The following is a 17384-nucleotide window of genomic DNA, read 5'->3' on the forward strand; positions in this document are numbered from 1 at the left end:
CCCTCACCCCGGCCCTCTCCCCATAGGGCGAGGGGAGTTGAACACCCTCTCCCAATGGGGAGAGGGCTGTGTGAGGGGTAAGGTTTTAGGTTACGCAGCCTTACGGAACCTGCGGGTCAGTCGCTTCTCAATTTCGACAATAAAGAACATCACGCCTGCAACCGCCAGCGTCACGAACCAGTAGCGCAGCGGCAGCGCTTCGGTGCCAAACAGCATCTGCATAAACGGCAGGTAGATAATCGCCGCCTGGAGCAGGAACAGAACGCCCGTCACCAGCCAGATACCTTTGTTCGCCAGCAGGCCGCGATTCAGGGAGAACCCTTCGGTGTTACGGCAGTTAATCATGTACACCCACTGTGCACACACCAGCATCTGCAGCAGCACGGTGCGAATGAACTCCGCGCTGTGGCCGCGCGGAGCCAGCCAGGCTTCCAGCGCAAACGCTGCAATAGCAATCATAGTGCCGACGAAAGCCACGCGCCACACGGCGTAGGCATCCATCACGTGCTGCCCGGTCTGACGCGGCGGACGCTGCATGATCCTGCGCTCGGCAGCCTCAAAGGCCAGGCCGAAGGAGAGCGTGGCGGAGGTCGCCATGTTCATCCACAAAATCAGTACCGGCGTCAGCGGAATGATATTTCCGGCCAGCAGCGCAATCACAATCAGCAGACCCTGCGCCAGGTTGGTCGGCATGATGAACAGAATCGTTTTCTTCAGGTTGTCGTATACGCGACGCCCCTCTTTTACCGCGCTGGCGATGGTCGCGAAGTTATCGTCGGTCAGGACCATGTCCGCCGCTTCTTTGGTCACTTCCGTGCCCTTGATGCCCATCGCGATACCCACGTCCGCCTGACGCAGCGCCGGTGCATCATTCACGCCGTCGCCGGTCATGCCGACTATCTCGCCTTTGTTCTGCAGCGCCTGAACAAGACGCAGCTTATGCTCCGGGCTGGTACGGGCAAAGATGTCATATTTCACCGCGGCCTCTGCCAGCTCCGCGTCGTCCATTTTCTCCAGCTGATAGCCGGTCACTGCCTGCTCGCTGTTGGTAATGCCCAGCATCTGGCCGATGCTCATTGCCGTCTGCGGGTGATCCCCGGTGATCATCTTCACGCGGATCCCGGCCTGCTGGCAGGCGTGAATCGCATCAATTGCTTCCGGACGCGGCGGATCCATCATCCCGGCGATACCGAGGAAGATCAGGCCATGGCTCAGGTCGTCGTGCGTTAATTCCTGCTCACCGTTCGCCGGCTTGAACGCCGCGGCGACCATGCGCAACCCCTGGCGCGCATAACGCTCCATTTCAGCTTCCCAGTACGCGTGGTTGAAGGCTTCCGCGCCGTTACGGGTCTGCTGCTGGGCGCACAGGGCGAAAATCACGTCCGGCGCGCCGGTAATCAGGATCTGCTCCTCACCGCCAATCTGGTAGTGGGTGCTCATGTACTTATACTGCGAGTCGAACGGGATCTTGTTAATCAGCGTGGTCATCACCGGCGCGAGGTTAGCTTTTGCCGCCAGCACCTTCAGTGCCCCTTCGGTCGGCCCGCCGGTGATACCCCAAAGACCGCGCTCGTCCTGAATCATCTGGCTGTCGTTACACAAGTCGATGGTGCGCAGGTAGTGCTCCAGGACGGTACCCGGCTGGATCTGCACCGGCTCGTCGCTGCCTTCCAGATAAATATTCCCCACCGGCTCATAGCTGTTGCCGTCCACGCGGTAGCAGGAATCGGCGGTGATGATGGCTTTAACCGTCATCTCATTCATGGTCAGGGTGCCGGTTTTATCCGAGCACACCACGGTCATTGCCCCCAGGGTTTCAACCGTTGGCAATTTGCGGATAATAGCCCGCTGACGCGCCATCGCCTGCACGCCCAGAGAGAGGATGATGGAGATAATCGCTGGCAGACCTTCCGGTACGGACGCTACCGCCAGGCTAATCAGGGAGAGCAACAGCTCGCCCATTGGGATCTCGCGGAACACCAGGCTAAAGACAAACAGCGCGGCCATCATCGCCAGGATAATGGCGAAGATCGCTTTACCCAGCTTGTCCATCTGTACCAGCAGCGGGGTACGGTGTTTTTCAATGCCCGCCATCATCTGGTTAATATGGCCAAGTTCGGTATCCTGACCGGTAGCAATGACCACGCCCACGCCGCCGCCTGCGCTCACGGTCGTCCCGGAGAACACCAGGTTGGTACGGTCGCCCAGCGGTAATTCACCGCTCAGTGGGTTGGTGTGTTTATCCACCACCGTCGATTCACCGGTCAAAATAGCTTCTTCCACGCGTAAATTATGCGCTTCAATTAAACGCATATCCGCGGGAATACGATCCCCTGCGCGCAGGACAATAATATCGCCCGGGACTATATCGGTTGTGGGTATCGTTTCGTGATTACCGTTACGAATAACCCGCGCCTCGCTGGAGAGCATATTACGAATACTCTGCAGGGATTTTTCAGCGTTACTTTCCTGAATGTGGCCAATTAAGGCGTTGATAACCGCTACGCCCAGAATAACCAGCGTATCGACCCAGTGGCCCATCACGGCCGTTAATACGGCTGCAGCCAGAAGGACGTAAATCAGGACATCGTTAAAATGCGCGAGAAAGCGCAGCCATGCCGGCTTGCCTTTTTTCTCGGGTAACGCATTCGGGCCATGCTTCTGCAAGCGAGCCTGTGCCTCAGCGCGATCCAGACCATTGGCCTGGGTCTGCTTGTTAGCAAGCACTTGCTCTACTGTCTGCTGGTATGCCTGCCCGTGGGTAGGTGGCATATTCTGTGAGAAATTTTTTTGGGTCATCGTATCGTTCCTTTAATTTCCGGTGGTCGGTAGCCGGAATTCCTTTCTGGCTTAAATAAATTCATTTTAAATGCTTGCGGGTTAAATTGATCTGCCGCAATATAATTACTGCTGGGTTATTCAAAACTGCTAAAAAATCATTTCGATACGGTGATTTTTACAAAATATTTCTAAACCAACATTAAACAAGGAGGAAGCATGTTTGGCATTTATCGCGGGCGCCGCCTGGCGTTATACATTGTCGCTGCCATTGTTATTGCAACGTTAATTGGCTTTAGCACTTATACATTTGTAAAATTATTTTCATGATGCAGACGTTTATTTACATAACGCGATGTTAATTTAATCGTTGCAGTGACAATATTGTTTTTTGATCTATTATCCGTGGATAGGGTCCTTAATTTAATTAAAAAACCCCAGCCGGGTTTATATTGCTTTACGTTCCAGGATGCCGGACAATGACATTTTTAACTGACGATTAACATTAAGATGAAACACCCGTTAGAATCGCTGCTCGCTGCAGGGGGCATTTTATTGCTGGCTATGCTCTCTTGCCTGCTGTTACCTGCGCCTTCGCTAGGGCTAGCGCTGGCGCAGAAGCTGGTGACGGCCTTCCACATGGTCGACCTTAACCAGCTTTACACCATTCTGTTCTGTCTGTGGTTTTTACTGCTCGGCGCCATCGAATTCTTCGTGCTGCGTTTCATCTGGCGCCGCTGGTTTTCACTGGCATCGTGACCTGGCCGCTAACGGATACGAACCCTCTCCCCGTTGGGAAGAGGGTTAAGATGAGGGAGAGGGTTTCAGTGCGTACGACTGTGGTTCTCTTTACGGTAGGCGCCAGGCGGCTGGTTGAACGTGCGGGTAAAGATGCGCGTAAAGGTCTGCTGCGAGTCAAACCCGTAGCGCAGGCAGATTTCGTACACGCGTTCGTCCGATTCACGCAGATCGCGCGCCGCCAGCAGGAGCTTGCGTTCGCGAATATAGCGCCCCAGACTCTCCCCTTTATATTGCATAAACAACCGCTGCAGATGCCATTTCGAGTAACCCGCGCGGCGGGCAATCTCTTCAATGCGCAACGGCTGATGTAGGTTGTCGTCGATCCATTCGACGATGGTGTCGATGACCTGAGCGGAAATAGTCATGCTGCTCTCCCCCTCTGCTTCTCGATTAAACATTATTCCCACCACTCACGAAATTCTTGCGTGCTATCGCTTACCCGGACAGGCTCGCCCAGCTCCGGCGTCAGCAGCCGATAATTTTTATCCTTGCTGGCTTTTGCCAGCTGAATCAGCGGATCGTTCCAGGTGTGTTTCGCCAGCACGAAACGTCCGTTATGCCCTGGCACCACCGCCTTCGCGTTGAGATCTGCCGAGGCCTGCGCCGTTTCTTCCGGCAGCATGTGGATGTACTTCCAGTCCTGGTCGTACTGGCCGTTTTCCATAATGGCTAAATCCACTCCGCCGAACTGCTCGCCGATAGCCTTGAAGTGCGGGCCGTAGCCAGAGTCACCGCTGTAGTAAACCTTCTGCTCTGGCGTGACGAACATAAAGCTGCCCCACAGCGTCTGGTTGCGCTTGATGCCGCGCCCGGAAAAGTGACGCGCGGGAAGCACGTGAACCGTCAACGTATCGCTGACGAGCACCGACTGATTCCAGTCGCGCTCGTCGATAATCTCCGGGTTCATGCCCCAATAGCGCAGGTGCGATCCGACGCCCAACGGAGCGATCGCCCGCTTCACTTTTGGCAGCAATGCCTTGATGGTGGCGTAATCCAGATGATCGTAGTGATCGTGCGAGATAATCAGCAGGTCAATCTCCGGCATGCTGTCCGCGCGCCACGGATACTCCCCGTCAAAGGCCTTGTTCAGAAAGGAGAACGGCGCCGCGTAGTTGCTCAGCACCGGGTCAATCAGTATCCGCTTGCCCGCCAGCTGCATATACCAGGAGGAGTGACCAAGCCAGACCAGCGTGTCCTCCTCCAGCGGCAGGCTCGCCAGATCGGTTTTCACTAAGGGAAGCGGCCGCGCGGGACGCGCGTTTTCGGTTTTACGGGTCAAGAATTGCCACCACGCAACCAGCATGTTTTGCTGGCCAGTGAAGCCCGGCGTCGGGAGCGTATTGTTGAACTTCCCGTCGCGATAGTTTGGGGAAGCTTCTACTTCGGAAAGCTGCGCACCCTGCGGGGGCTGCCCAAATCCGGCATTCAGAACAAAAGGTAAACTCGCAGCTGAAGCAATAATCATGACAAACACCACGCAGATGAAGAGACGCTTTTTCATATCCTGACCCGAATACGCGCCCCATCCGATAGTTTGCGCGGGTTAAGCTTGATTATGAGTGAGTAAGCACTCATTATTGTGTATGATGAATATATCGTCAAGACGTTTTCGATCTTTGACATTCCGCGTTGCAGCCGTATGAATCGCGTGCTTCAATACTTTTTTTACAATAGACCAAGGGGAGAATTGAGTGGCACGTCCGAAGAGTGAAGATAAAAAACAGGCCTTACTGGAAGCCGCAACGGTGGCATTTGCACAGTCAGGTATTGCCGCCTCAACGGCGTTAATCGCGCGTAACGCGGGCGTCGCCGAAGGGACTCTGTTTCGCTACTTTGCTACGAAAGACGATCTGCTGAATGCCCTCTACCTGCACCTGAAGCAGGATCTCTGCCAGGCAATGCTGTCCAACCTGGATCGCAGCCTCACCACGCCGAAAGAGCATACGCGAAACATCTGGAACAGCTATGTTGACTGGGGGATCAAAAACCCTCTCTCGCACGCTGCTATTCGCCAGCTTGGCGTCAGCGAGAAGATCAACGCCGAGACCGAACAGGCAGTGAAAGAGATGTTCCCCGAGCTGCATGAACTCTGCCGCCGCTCGGTGCGTCAGGTGTTTATGTCTGATGAATTCAAAACCTTCGGTGATGCGCTTTTCTTATCGCTGGCCGAATCTACGATGGAATTTGCCACTCGCGACCCTTCCCGCGCCGTTGATTTTAAAGCGCTCGGTTTTGAGGTGATGTGGCGCGGGCTAGCTCAGGAAGACAGCCGTGGAGAGTAAATCCTTACAGGAGCACGCTAAACGCGTGGCGCTTGAACTTCCCTTTACCGAACACTGCTGGCCGTTTGGCCCGGAATATGACGTGTTTAAAGTGGGCGGTAAGATCTTCATGCTGATGGCCGTTACCCGCGGGCGAGCGCACGTGAGCCTGAAATCCGACCCGGAAAAGTCCTTGTTAAATCAGCAGATATACCGCGGCGTTGAGACTGGATATCACCTGAATAAAAAACACTGGATTTCCGTCTACGGTACCGACGACATTACGCCGGAGCTGGTCACCGACCTGATCGCGGACTCGTGGAATCTGGTGGTGGATAAACTGCCGAAAAAAGACCAGAAGCGGATACGCCCAACCTGATTGTTCGTCTGAGCCGAACAGAGTAAGCGCTCGAATTGCACTTATCATTTCCCGTTTCGCCCTGTAATCTGCTTTCCTTTCGCGCCCGCACGCGGGCGAATTTCATCACCAGGAGTTGTTATGGATATTATTTCTGTCGCCCTGAAACGCCACTCTACCAAGGCGTTCGACGCAAGCAAAAAACTGACCGCTGAAGAAGCGGAAAAAATCAAAACCCTGCTGCAATACAGCCCGTCCAGCACCAACTCCCAGCCGTGGCACTTCATCGTTGCCAGCACCGAAGAAGGTAAAGCGCGCGTGGCAAAATCTGCTGCGGGTACCTTCGTGTTCAACGAACGCAAAATGCTGGATGCCTCGCACGTCGTGGTTTTCTGCGCCAAAACTGCACTGGACGACGCGTGGCTTGAGCGCGTAGTAGATCAGGAAGAGGCTGACGGCCGTTTCAACACGCCAGAAGCAAAAGCTGCGAACCACAAAGGTCGTACCTACTTCGCCGATATGCACCGTGTAGATCTGAAAGATGACGACCAGTGGATGGCGAAACAGGTTTACCTGAACGTCGGTAACTTCCTGCTGGGCGTAGGCGCGATGGGTCTGGACGCGGTGCCGATTGAAGGCTATGACGCTGCCATCCTCGACGAAGAGTTTGGCCTGAAAGAGAAAGGCTTCACCAGCCTGGTGGTGGTGCCGGTTGGGCATCACAGCGTGGAAGATTTCAACGCCACGCTGCCAAAATCTCGCCTGCCGCTGAGCACGATTGTGACTGAGTGCTAACGATCTCGGGCATGCGTTTGTCGCGTGCCCGTATTCAATAAAGCGTAATCTTCGGGTGCTTAACCCTACACATCAGCGCATAGCGCGTTAACGTATCCAGACTCGCCCGTAAGATGTTTGCTTCCGTTCTGAAAACCGTGGGCGCTGACGCCCATTCTTTCTGCAACCTGAGCACGCGTCAGGCCAGCCCGGTTTCGCCATTGCGCCAACATTTCACGCAAACGCTCTTTTCGTTCTTCACCATCAAAAAAAGCCTGAACGTCTGAATCGCTTAACAGCTCTGCTCTGAGTTCGTCCCGGTCAATGATCTTCTTGCTCATCCAACATCTCCTTTTGTCTCTTCAGTGCTAGCCGGATTTTTGCAAAAGGTGTTTTTTGCGTATTTTTGATAAATACGCGCAGGCGAAATATTTTCAATCAGAAGTTATATATGATTGAGACTAAAATTGCTTTGGGGTTTTCCAGGGTGCTGACCGTCACAATTTCCTGGGGATCGGTACCAATCCAGCATACCGCATCAATATGGCAGCCATTCTGTTTTTGGAACCCTTGCGAACTCAGAAAGAGGTCTATCTTTCCGGAGTCATCGGCATCATAGTATCTGATAGCATAGACATGCGAGGCAGGGCCGGTAATGTTTGCAAAATCAAAATCGTACCGGGATGAGATTCGCGGCATTTTTTTCAGAATATCAGGCGTATAGAACTCGTATTCTCTCGTATCCTGTTCGGTATAGTGCGCACTGCCCGCAAACTCCATTCTTATATATGACCATGCCAAAAATATCACCGCAGCAAAAAGAACAACGAACATTGTCAGTAAGTTAAGTGGCTTACGCATAAGGTAAAACTCCCCCTTTTGCTGCGTCGATATATGAACCATCGACGCTTGCTATACTGACAATTCCTGAACGGAAGTCACTCCAGGGTTTTACTGTCTTCATAAAATTCGGCAATTCACCTTTGCGTGGTCTGGAATTTGGGGATCTTTCCGGATCCGGGAACAGCAATGGCTGGAAGGTTTCATTTTTCCAGGAACCCATTTTTCCGTAATAGTCCCAACGTTTGAGAGCGTCTTGTTTACAGACAGGCCGAAGAAATCCAAATGGGTTCTGGATTGAGACTACCCGATAGAATCCCAGTAAATCAGAAACCAGATCCTCCCCACTAAATCCACTGTCTGTGGTCAGGCTGAGCGGGAATCTCGACTGAAGTCCTTCAAACTTCCTGGCCAACGACATCATCATGGCCAGCGCAATGCTTTTACGTTCAAAATAGGAACGCCCGCATTTAATTCGCCAGGTGATAAATTTACCCATTTTCATGGTCCTTGTTGGATCGACCATCGACTGTGAATAGACGACCTCGTAGAACGCCTTCCCGGATGATTCCCCCACGTCAATATTTCGTAGCAGATTTCAGATATCCGTACCCTGCGCATGAACTAAATCAATCCAGCCCAGCACTTCTGTATAAACAAACCATATGGAACCCTGGCAGCAGCAGTTCCATCAATGATATCGCGTCGTCTACTCATGCGTTACTCTCCCTGTGTACCTGCCGAATTTTAACACAGAGGAATAACGCTTCCTGAGAAGGGCAATTTTTAAGAAAATAGCCTGAATAAAGGCGAATAAGTGCGCAATTTATTTAGATGGAGAGTTAACTTCGCCTTTCGCCCTGCAGCCAATGAGAGGCCCTCTTCTCTGACTGCCAGAGGAGAAATGAGTCTAAGCACACGTGTGACTGAGTGCTAACGATCACGGGCCGCTGCATGCGGCCCATGACCTTTTACCGACTCCCCGCGTGCCAAATCCGCTCTGCATACCGCCCTATCACCGCCAGCGACGCTGCCAGAATCAGGAAGAACACCACCTTGTTCATCCCGTCCCAGAAATACTCGAAGTACCGGGTGTACAGGTTGATGGTAAGGAACGTCAGACCAAAGCCGCGCAGCATACCGTCATCGGTTTTCAGGCTGATATAAATGCAGATAGCTGCCGCCACGGCGAACAACAGTGCCCAGGGCAGCAGCGACGCCTGCGTCATGCTGTACCAGCTGTCGATGTCGTAATTGCCAAAAATCGACATGATCCACAGGGCAACAAACAGATACGTTAGCCCCATCGCTTTACTGGTGGTATAGAGACGGCGCGCCTGCAGCACCCCACGCAGCCCCCAGCACAGCGCCAGCAGCGCACCGCCGAAGAAGATAAAGCGCACCGGGTAGTTCATCCCCAGCCAGTACGCGCCCCAGCCGGACATGTAGCCCGTCTCTGCGCCAAACCAGTTGCCGAGCGAGAGCAGGAAGAACAGCCACACCAGCCCCGAGCGGCCAAAGAACCCCACCAGTCCGTACACCACGCAGCCCGCCAGGAACAGCGGTGCAACGTGTCCGCTGCCGTTATCCAGCCGTTCACCCAGTTGCCAGAGGGCGATGGCGGTAAATAATACGCCGAGGAACAGGATGGCTTCGGTGCTGTAATGCCACTGGGTTTCCCGCCGCTGGCGGCTGAACCCCCACAGATAAAACAGCACGGCCATCAGCGCGGGTAGCCCGATGCGGGCGAGTGAGGAAAAGGCAAAGAATTCAATAATGCGTGCCATCAGCTCGCTGTCGGAGAACAGGCTGCCGATGGCGATAATGACGCAGGCCAGCGCCGTCCAGAAGGCGTAACGACTGAGCCGCTGCCAGTCCAGGGTGACGCGTTTTAAGGTGTCGGCCAGACGCTGGTGCTCGTCGGCGGATAATGCGCCCTCTTTTTCCCACTCGCCGAGCGCGCGGCGCAGGAGACGGTCTTGTTTGCGGGTGACGTTCATGTTCGATCCCTGAGAATGAAGATATTGATCCAGTATATCAGCATACGTTTTTTATGCTGCGGCAAGGTAATAATGCTGACCACCCTCAACGGCAAAGTCTTTTTCAGGATCGGATAGTGTTATAGATCTTTTTGCCCAAAGAATAAAATGGCGCTTTGCCGTGTGACTTATTATGCCTTTTAATCCCACTGTTCTTATGCAATTCAGAAATGCTGTATTTCTTCGCTACTTTTCATTCAGTCTTTTAACTGTGTATTGGTTGTTCCTTCTTCCCATCCCATGGTCAAACAATGGTGGCTACGGAATGGATTTACCGCTGAACCTTCTGTGCTGGGGGGTTATGTCTCTCTTGGGGCTAATGACATGGCTATGTGTTAGCTGGAATAAATTACGCTACTCCCACACCGTTGTCGTTTTATTCGCTAGCGCTGTGCTGCTGACACTCCCCATCATCTGGACACCTGCGGCAGGCTTGCCTATTGCCGCTCCACGTCTGGTTGGGATTTGGGGTGGAGTACTCTTTTATCTCACGCTAATTCAGCGTCCATTCTGCGAAAAAGAAATTGTCTCGCTTTTTTACCTTCTGGCAGCAGCATCCATCATAGAAACGCTTTTATCTATAGCTGGATTATTCTTTCCGCAATATTTACCCTGGCCGCTGGATGCACTGGCTTACAAATATTCAGGAAGTGCTTCCGGCATTTTCCAGCAAAGAAATGTGACGTCTTCATTCCTTGCAACCGGGTTTACAGTCGTGCTTATTCTCCTTGCAGACAAGCACCGAACATTAGCAGACCGTCGACTGGAAACGGTAAGAATGCTGTTGCTTAGCGGCGCGACGATTTTCATTTCTGCGACGCTGGTACTTCTGGAATCCCGTATCGGCTGGCTTGGGGCAATCACAGGTTTCCTGTGCGAAATAGTGCTGTTCTTCTCGCCACACTATCGAAACAGAACATCCCTTAAGCGCCAGCTACAGGTCATTATTCTGCCTGTCGCCGGCGTTTTACTGGGGATCAGTTTACTTAACCACTCTCTGATCGATTCCCTGCAACATGAAGGCTCTAATCACCAGCGCTGGCTCACAATCGACTATACGCTGCGCATGATAAGCGAGCATCCCTGGCGTGGCTACGGGCTAGGCATGTTTGAGTCTGTATATCAGAATTTTATGGCCAATCTCCCTTTTGATAACCCCAGCCGGGAAATGATGCAGCACCCTCATAACGAAACCTTATTCATCGAGGCTGAAGGTGGTGTTGTGGCACTGGCTGGCGGTATGTGTCTGCTCTGGGTTTGGATAATGTTATACCGCAGACGCAAAAGTTTGTGGCAATGGGCTGCCCTGCTAACCACGTTGCCCATACTGCTCCATACCCAGGTAGAGTTCCCACTGTACTACTCCGTTCCGCACTATTTTGCGGTGTTACTTTTAATGTCTGTTTCAGAAGGTAGATGTCAGTCAACGCGCTTCACAGTGAAGTTGTTACCCATTGTTATGGCTGCGGTTTCGGTATATGGCATGATTCTGGCGGCAAAGCTTTTTTTAGCCAGCCTGGCACTCGGCAAATTTGAAGCTGGTCACCTGGATAATCCAGAGAACATTCGCCAACTTTCTGTCCCCTGGTTGATGCAGATGCGGTATCAGCGCGATCTTTCATTATTACATTTGAACAATTTTAATCAGCGGGGAGATATTATCGAGCTGGAAATGTATGCGCGAGAAAATAAAGAATGGATAATATTGCACATGGAAGAAAATGCTTATAACGATCAAATTAACATACTAAACTTTCTTCATAAACCTCAAGAAGCTGAATTACTTAAAGAACGCTCACATAAATTAATGCCATGGGAGCAACGCTTCCTCCCTTAAAAAACAGAACATAGCTGCCCTAACTTTTTTAACGAATGAATTGATGGGCAGCTTTCTAATTAATAGACGGTAATTTATAGAGAGAGGTGAAGTAGTCACATTTAAAAGCACTTCCTAAAAAGTAAAAAAACAACTGATAACAACTCATTGCCTATGTGACATCACTGATAGGTTATATCTAATGTTAGCGTTGCATTGGCGCTCCCTGGTTTAACCATACCCTTCGTTTGAATATAGCGAACGGTAAAAGGAAGACTTTCCTGACCGCCGGAAGATTTTTCCAGGTTAATAAGTTCATTAACATTAATAGGCTTGCCTCCATACAACAACTGAACACCGACGCCATCAGCGACGCCAGGTTGGCCGTAATTAGATAATGATATAATACTCATATCATCTGAATCCGGGGTTTGCGTTCCTCTAAGAGTAATATTTATATTGGCATCTGCATCACAATCCATACCAAGATCAAACGTACTAGATTTAGGTGTACTTCCGGCACCAGTGAAATCTGCTGCGGGAATATCTCCCATAGGAACACTGAATGTTGTATTATTAATAGAACACGCTAGCGTTTTAATGTTTGCCCCCAGCAATGAAATGGTTACCGGGTCTGGATTAATGCCTGACAGAGACATCACGGCCCTAATCTGACCAGTATTACCACTCCCTGTGGCGGGATTTATTTTTGTCAGGGTTATAGTATATGATCGCCCCCAATATGACCATTGCCATGTTCCAGCAAAAGGTACTTCCTGCCCTGGACTTGAGAAAAAATATCTGGAATCCCCTGTTGCCACAGTTATACCCACACCAGGCACACTTGTTTCATATACATTTTTATAACCACTGACTGCCGCACCGACTCCATATAATGTATATGTCCCCACAGCGCTTGGGTCAGTGCTACAACTGGCGAAACCTTGATTCATATCTTTACCTGTCGAGTAAGTCTGAGTAAATAAAATAGAACCAACAGCGGCATCACGCTGAATACTTACGTCGGGAATGGAACCAGATAAATCAACAGGAGAATAATCATCATAAGCCACACAGGCATTGGCATTTGAAGTAAATATACAGATAATAAAAACAATAATTGCACACAAGAAATTAGCTTTGTATGATTTCATTTTCATAATGTTTCTTTCCATCGTATGTCGAACAGTTAGCTTAGGGAACTTCATTGATTAACCACTTACCAATTTATTTTTTTCAACCTATTAAATAATTAATTATAACTTAAAAGAAAAGTGAGTATGACATTAGCATTACCAGCGCTAACTTCGTCTTTCACTGATACGTACCGTGCAAAAAAATTCAAGGAAGCTGCTGCATTCGACTCTAAAGGATAAGAGTCTGAAGCCTTACCAGGTTCAATCAAGACACTGTCACCGCTGTAAATGCCCATTGCAATACCTACTGCAGAATTCTGGTTAACCTGAACCGAAAAATATCGTTTATCCTGCTCATCTGGTGTTCCAGAAAAGGTGACGTTTGCACCACTTGCCGCTGGACCACAATTTTCCAGGTCAATTGAAAATGAAATCGGAGGACCTTTATCCCCTGTGGAATGAAACATATTCACCGGTACCCCCCCCATTTTTATCGTCTGACTTTGCGAATCCGCTGCAATCTCACAAGTATTATCCTGAATCGTTCCTGAAATAGTCACTGTACCATCATGTGCTATTGCGGCCGTCACAAATACCACACATGGGAATATTGATAGAAACTTAATCATTAATTGTGGCTCACTGATACGATAAATCAAAATAGAGCACTGCCGACGCATCACCCGGTGTGACGGGATATTGTGTTGATTTATAGCGAAGCACAAACGATAACATCGTTGATTCGCCATCAATTTCATAGCTATACATTTTATCGCTATTAAACGGAATCGTTTTCATTGAATTATCCAGCAGTTCTACACCCACACCCGCTGCAAGCTGCCCTCCCGTACCGGCATTACTTAAAGCCAGAAGAGTAGGATCGTCTTCATCCGGTGTGCCGGTAAATTTCACCATAATCGTAGTTAATTTGTTGTAGCAATTTGAGAGATTGATATTCATGGCTTTAAAAGACGAAGTACTGCCCACAGAGGGAAAATCTTTTCCCGAGAAGACACCAATTTTTATTTTTTGGTTAGTACTTCCGGTATAAATATCACATCCGCTTGCCACTACCGTACCCTGCACATTAAGATTTGCCTCTTCTGCATATACGCTTTGTCCGGTCAACAACAATACGCCAATGAACCCAACAACTTTTTTCATGATTCATCTCCTTGATTAGCGGCAAATGACATTCATCTGCGTAATGGCCGCTTTTTCTGCGCCTTCCGGTAGCTGGTAGTTCGCCGTGCAATTCTGATCGGCGCCATCACCCCACTGAACCTTCAGTACCCCTTTCGGGGCAAGTCCTGTCAGATAGACCTGACCTTCGTCAGCGACAATACTCGAAGGCCCCTCATCATCACGGCTGACCATTGCGCCAAAAGGCACAGGAGAATTGTTGTGCAGTAAAGTGAGCAACGCGCGAATCCCAACATGCGCGGAGAAACTGGCCCGGACAAGGGCCCCCTTAGTTGGAACCACATCCACAACGGTATTATCCAGATCGACATTATCGCTGAAGGATGACGGGTCTAACGCGATACGGTTTGAGCGATAATTCGTGGCATAGGGTACGACCGCATAGCCGCGGAAACCTGTTGAAACCCCCGTCGCGTTTGCTACCTTCACATCACGTGCTCCGGGTGCTTCGACAAGAACGTTGGTTTCGCCTAACGGTTGGCTCAGGGTCACACCATGTTGGTGAACAACCATGCCTCCGGACAGACCGTACGTGGTTTGCCGAGAATTACCGTTATCGCTGTAGTTGTATCCAACGTTCATATTGCCGTAGCCTGCCTTATAGGAAAGGCTTGCACTGCCGCTATTACCCGTTCCCTGATTGCCAAATCCCTCCTGAACGTTATAGTTCAGGTTATGGTTTGCCAGCAGGGAACCGCCAACACCCGCATTCTGGGTAACTTTGCCATGGTTATCCCGGCTTCGGTTATAGGTGGCGAACGCGTCGCTCGGGGAATCGCTCGATGGTGATGAGAGCCATTTCCCCAGCGGCAGCGAGAAGTTCATTGCCACAATTTGATCGGCAATAGGCTGCCCGGATGACTTGCTGTAGTTGTAGCTGATACTCATGTTGATATCGTGCCACGTGGTGTTGTAACCCACCTGCACCAGGGTATCTTTACCGTCGGTGTGCCAGTATGTTTGCTGACTCCCACTAACATAAACAGAGCCAATGCTTCCCAGCTGCTGGGAAATATTGACCTGTACCTTTCCACGTTTGGTGTAATAAAGATTGTAATAATCAAACCAGTGCGGACGATCGTTAGCAGGATCGTTATCATTATTATCAGGATCGCTATTGTAACCATCCATATGCTTATAGGTGGTGTCTGCAAAGGTGTAGTACCCTGCAGTAGAATAACGGTAACCCAGTAATTGAAAGTTAGTACCAAAATCATTCAGCGATTTAGCATATAACAGGCGTAATGATTGCCCGGTATGCTGAGTGTCATCGATCAGCGTGCTTTTCGCTCCGGTAATATCTGCAGAAATGGCACCCCAACTGCCCATATTAAGACCTGCGCCAATCGCCAACGCATGATATTTACTGGCCTGTTGCGTACCGCCATACAGAGTAAATCCGTGTGGTAAACCCCAGATCAGCGTCGCCTGACCAAAATCGACTTCATCCTGTTGCTGGTTGTCCGTATGGTATTTGGCTGCGGTCAGAGCGTATTTCATACGCCCCTCACGTTGAAGCAACGGAACACCGGAATAAGGTACGCTATAGGTCGTTACTGAACCGTCCTGTTCCTTGACCTCAACAGCTAAGTCACCGCTGGAAGAGGTGGGAAATAAATCGTTGATCGCGAATGCACCTGGCGCCACGTAAGTTTGATAAACAATGTAGCCGTTTTGCTTGATGGTGACCTGTGCATTACTTTTCGCAATACCGCGTACTGTTGGCGCAAATCCCTTCAGGCTGTCGGGCAGCATGTTGTCATCAGAGGCAAGTTGCACGCCACGAAACGGTACGCTATCAAAAACGTCGCTTGAGGTAGAACTTACGCCAACCGTAAGCTCGGACTTCAAGGGTATGATCGTTCTTTCTACAAAGCCGCTGACGTGCTGCCAGCGGCTCGTGGTCTGGCCATTGCTGGATGTGTTTCGGTTAAACGTCGAATAATTGCGATAACGCCAGGCCCCCATGTTTATCCCGCCGTTGAGCCCCAGGAAGTTGCTTGTACTGGTACTGCTGCCGCTCTTGCTACTTGACCCGCTTAAGCTGTAACTCATCAGGAACGCGTTGATTCCCTGATCCCATTTTTCAGGAGCAATATAGCCGCGAGCCGTGTTTTTCAGGGCTATTTGCGGAACGCTAAGATCCAGACGCTGATGACCAAAATCAAAGCTGGCAGTAGCGCCTTCAATCAGCGCGGCAATATCAACACATTTCCCTTCCGGTGCTGTTTGCTTGTCGGCGGGAATATTCAGTTCTACACCGAGGTCACTCAACTTTTTCGCTGCAAGACAGGCAACCAAACCGGTATCATCTGCCTCTTTGCTGGCGTTTGCCTCAAGTTCTTTCCGGGACCTAAATTCCACGTCATGGCTCACGACAAATGCGTTATTGAGATAAACATCTACACGATAGATTCCCGGAGCCTGTCCACCGCTTCCTTCGAAACTCGACAGATCGGCGACCTGCCCTTTCCCGTCCGTCAGAAAGGCAGGGTTAAAATAGTCTTCTGCCTGCACATAGCCTGAAATCAGACTCATACCGATCATCAACGCCAGCGGTGAGACGCGTAAACGTACAGCAGAAGAGGCATTTTTGGAGTGTCTGATAACCATCACAGTGACCACTTATTACCGATTATGCGTTGCAGGTCAGTACAGGCGTAACTGCACCGTAATCATTCAGGGTCTGATAAGTAACAGGGCCTCTTGCAGTCTTCAGCACCTGACTGCCTTTTGGTGCAATCATCGTGTTCGGCAATTTCTGTCCGTTGGCGGTAAAATTCACCAGTGTGATGTAGTAAGGCGTTGGATTGCTTACGGTTAAAACATCACCGTTAACCTGGCAGTGCAGCATGGCTGGAGCTTCATTGGTCTTTACCGTCAAATGTGCCGGACGATAAAAAAGCTTGATCACGGACTGAGTCGCAATCTGTAACGTATTGCCTACCGCTACTTTTTTATCCAGCGAAGGAATGGCTTTGTTATTGAAGTAAAAGACACTTTCTCTGTCTGCAGGCAGTTTTTGGCCGGTGTACATGACACGCAAAACATTTATCGCTCCGGGCTTAAGGGTGAATAGCGGCGGAGTGACAATAAAATCGGATACTTTTTCTCCTTTCTCGTCAGAAATCCAGGATTGCACCAGATAGGTCTGCTTTTGCGAGGTATTTGTGGAATTCAGGGTAACTTCAGCTGCGCCTTGCGGATAAATCAAACGCGTACCGCTGAGGGTAATCCCGGCAGCATCGGCGTTATGCATCATGCCTATAATGCACAACAGAGCAACAGAAAAAAAAGAACGAGATTGTTGATCATATAAAAAGGATAAGGCTTTTAAATATTTCATGTCATAATCCAGATATATTGTAAATTAGTTTG

The 17384-nt window shown here is 50.3% G+C and carries 15 protein-coding genes and 3 pseudogenes; 5 read left to right on the forward strand and 13 right to left on the reverse strand.

The window, feature by feature from the left end:
- Positions 1-90: 90 nt before the first annotated feature.
- Positions 91-2799: a cation-transporting P-type ATPase gene (locus V5P19_RS10760; RefSeq protein WP_334403026.1), complete on the reverse strand. Its 2709-nt coding sequence runs from the start codon at positions 2797-2799 to the stop codon at positions 91-93.
- Between the two features lie 489 nt (positions 2800-3288).
- Here V5P19_RS10760 and V5P19_RS10765 point away from each other — a divergent pair, with 489 nt between their 5' ends.
- Positions 3289-3537, forward strand: a complete 249-nt coding sequence (locus tag V5P19_RS10765; RefSeq protein ID WP_334403027.1) for a DUF1158 domain-containing protein — start codon at positions 3289-3291, stop codon at positions 3535-3537.
- A 65-nt stretch (positions 3538-3602) separates the two neighbouring features.
- Here the strand turns inward: V5P19_RS10765 and V5P19_RS10770 are convergent, their stop codons facing one another.
- Together V5P19_RS10770 and V5P19_RS10775 are read right to left on the reverse strand one after the other, a co-directional pair.
- Complete coding sequence (locus V5P19_RS10770; protein ID WP_334403028.1) at positions 3603-3944, reverse strand: RamA family antibiotic efflux transcriptional regulator; 342 nt, start codon at positions 3942-3944, stop codon at positions 3603-3605.
- 32 nt (positions 3945-3976) lie between these two features.
- A complete protein-coding gene (locus tag V5P19_RS10775; protein ID WP_334403030.1) occupies positions 3977-5080 on the reverse strand; it encodes an MBL fold metallo-hydrolase in 1104 nt (367 codons plus the stop codon).
- A gap of 190 nt (positions 5081-5270) precedes the next feature.
- Here V5P19_RS10775 and V5P19_RS10780 point away from each other — a divergent pair, with 190 nt between their 5' ends.
- The 3 genes from V5P19_RS10780 (at position 5271) to nfsB (ending at position 6993) form a co-directional block, all read left to right on the forward strand.
- The gene (locus V5P19_RS10780) at positions 5271-5861 is read left to right on the forward strand and encodes a TetR/AcrR family transcriptional regulator (protein WP_334403032.1); all 591 of its coding nucleotides are present in this window, start codon (positions 5271-5273) and stop codon (positions 5859-5861) included.
- A complete protein-coding gene (locus V5P19_RS10785) occupies positions 5851-6219 on the forward strand; it encodes an MmcQ/YjbR family DNA-binding protein (RefSeq protein ID WP_334403035.1) in 369 nt (122 codons plus the stop codon). The genes V5P19_RS10780 and V5P19_RS10785 overlap by 11 nt, the downstream gene beginning before the upstream one ends.
- A gap of 120 nt (positions 6220-6339) precedes the next feature.
- Positions 6340-6993 (forward strand): oxygen-insensitive NAD(P)H nitroreductase, encoded by a 654-nt coding sequence (gene nfsB / locus V5P19_RS10790; RefSeq protein ID WP_334403037.1) that lies wholly within the window; start codon positions 6340-6342, stop codon positions 6991-6993.
- 34 nt (positions 6994-7027) lie between these two features.
- Here nfsB and V5P19_RS10795 read toward each other — a convergent pair.
- The 5 genes and pseudogenes from V5P19_RS10795 to V5P19_RS10815 form a co-directional block, all read right to left on the reverse strand.
- Positions 7028-7313 (reverse strand): annotated as a pseudogene (locus V5P19_RS10795) (helix-turn-helix domain-containing protein).
- Positions 7294-7404: pseudogene (locus V5P19_RS10800) on the reverse strand (type II toxin-antitoxin system RelE/ParE family toxin); the annotation flags it as partial. The pseudogenes V5P19_RS10795 and V5P19_RS10800, both read right to left, overlap by 20 nt.
- 6 nt (positions 7405-7410) lie before the next feature.
- Complete coding sequence (locus V5P19_RS10805; protein ID WP_334403039.1) at positions 7411-7833, reverse strand: hypothetical protein; 423 nt, start codon at positions 7831-7833, stop codon at positions 7411-7413.
- Positions 7826-8529, reverse strand: a pseudogene (locus V5P19_RS10810) (hypothetical protein). The gene V5P19_RS10805 and the pseudogene V5P19_RS10810 overlap by 8 nt, the downstream one beginning before the upstream one ends.
- 254 nt (positions 8530-8783) lie before the next feature.
- On the reverse strand, positions 8784-9812 hold the full coding sequence (locus V5P19_RS10815; protein WP_334403040.1) for a DUF2157 domain-containing protein: 1029 nt from the start codon (positions 9810-9812) through the stop codon (positions 8784-8786).
- Between the two features lie 304 nt (positions 9813-10116).
- Here V5P19_RS10815 and V5P19_RS10820 point away from each other — a divergent pair, with 304 nt between their 5' ends.
- The gene (locus V5P19_RS10820; RefSeq protein WP_334403042.1) at positions 10117-11688 is read left to right on the forward strand and encodes a Wzy polymerase domain-containing protein; all 1572 of its coding nucleotides are present in this window, start codon (positions 10117-10119) and stop codon (positions 11686-11688) included.
- Positions 11689-11849: 161 nt separating this feature from the next.
- On the opposite strand, the gene V5P19_RS10825 is transcribed toward V5P19_RS10820, so the two are convergent.
- The 5 genes from V5P19_RS10825 to V5P19_RS10845 all read right to left on the reverse strand — a co-directional run bounded on the left by V5P19_RS10825 (position 11850) and on the right by V5P19_RS10845 (position 17352).
- Positions 11850-12827, reverse strand: a complete 978-nt coding sequence (locus V5P19_RS10825) for a fimbrial protein (RefSeq protein ID WP_334403044.1) — start codon at positions 12825-12827, stop codon at positions 11850-11852.
- 92 nt (positions 12828-12919) lie between these two features.
- Positions 12920-13432, reverse strand: a complete 513-nt coding sequence (locus V5P19_RS10830; RefSeq protein ID WP_334403045.1) for a fimbrial protein — start codon at positions 13430-13432, stop codon at positions 12920-12922.
- 10 nt (positions 13433-13442) lie between these two features.
- Positions 13443-13967, reverse strand: coding sequence for a fimbrial protein (locus V5P19_RS10835; RefSeq protein ID WP_334403046.1), 525 nt, complete (start codon positions 13965-13967; stop codon positions 13443-13445).
- A 15-nt stretch (positions 13968-13982) separates the two neighbouring features.
- On the reverse strand, positions 13983-16619 hold the full coding sequence (locus V5P19_RS10840; RefSeq protein WP_334403048.1) for a fimbrial biogenesis usher protein: 2637 nt from the start codon (positions 16617-16619) through the stop codon (positions 13983-13985).
- A 22-nt stretch (positions 16620-16641) separates the two neighbouring features.
- On the reverse strand, positions 16642-17352 hold the full coding sequence (locus tag V5P19_RS10845) for a molecular chaperone (RefSeq protein WP_334403051.1): 711 nt from the start codon (positions 17350-17352) through the stop codon (positions 16642-16644).
- Positions 17353-17384: the final 32 nt, after the last annotated feature.

Source organism: Enterobacter sp. UNJFSC 003 (assembly GCF_036903355.1).
In the GTDB taxonomy this organism is placed as follows: Bacteria; Pseudomonadota; Gammaproteobacteria; order Enterobacterales; family Enterobacteriaceae; genus Enterobacter.

Coding starts and splice junctions, on each gene's coding strand:
- V5P19_RS10760 (WP_334403026.1), bottom strand. CDS start 2,799: ATGACCCAAAAAAATTTCTCACAGAATATGCCACCTACCCACGGGCAG.
- V5P19_RS10765 (WP_334403027.1), top strand. CDS start 3,289: ATGAAACACCCGTTAGAATCGCTGCTCGCTGCAGGGGGCATTTTATTG.
- V5P19_RS10770 (WP_334403028.1), bottom strand. CDS start 3,944: ATGACTATTTCCGCTCAGGTCATCGACACCATCGTCGAATGGATCGAC.
- V5P19_RS10775 (WP_334403030.1), bottom strand. CDS start 5,080: ATGAAAAAGCGTCTCTTCATCTGCGTGGTGTTTGTCATGATTATTGCT.
- nfsB (WP_334403037.1), top strand. CDS start 6,340: ATGGATATTATTTCTGTCGCCCTGAAACGCCACTCTACCAAGGCGTTC.
- V5P19_RS10805 (WP_334403039.1), bottom strand. CDS start 7,833: ATGCGTAAGCCACTTAACTTACTGACAATGTTCGTTGTTCTTTTTGCT.
- V5P19_RS10815 (WP_334403040.1), bottom strand. CDS start 9,812: ATGAACGTCACCCGCAAACAAGACCGTCTCCTGCGCCGCGCGCTCGGC.
- V5P19_RS10820 (WP_334403042.1), top strand. CDS start 10,117: ATGGATTTACCGCTGAACCTTCTGTGCTGGGGGGTTATGTCTCTCTTG.
- V5P19_RS10825 (WP_334403044.1), bottom strand. CDS start 12,827: ATGAAAATGAAATCATACAAAGCTAATTTCTTGTGTGCAATTATTGTT.
- V5P19_RS10830 (WP_334403045.1), bottom strand. CDS start 13,432: ATGATTAAGTTTCTATCAATATTCCCATGTGTGGTATTTGTGACGGCC.
- V5P19_RS10835 (WP_334403046.1), bottom strand. CDS start 13,967: ATGAAAAAAGTTGTTGGGTTCATTGGCGTATTGTTGTTGACCGGACAA.
- V5P19_RS10840 (WP_334403048.1), bottom strand. CDS start 16,619: ATGGTTATCAGACACTCCAAAAATGCCTCTTCTGCTGTACGTTTACGC.
- V5P19_RS10845 (WP_334403051.1), bottom strand. CDS start 17,352: ATGAAATATTTAAAAGCCTTATCCTTTTTATATGATCAACAATCTCGT.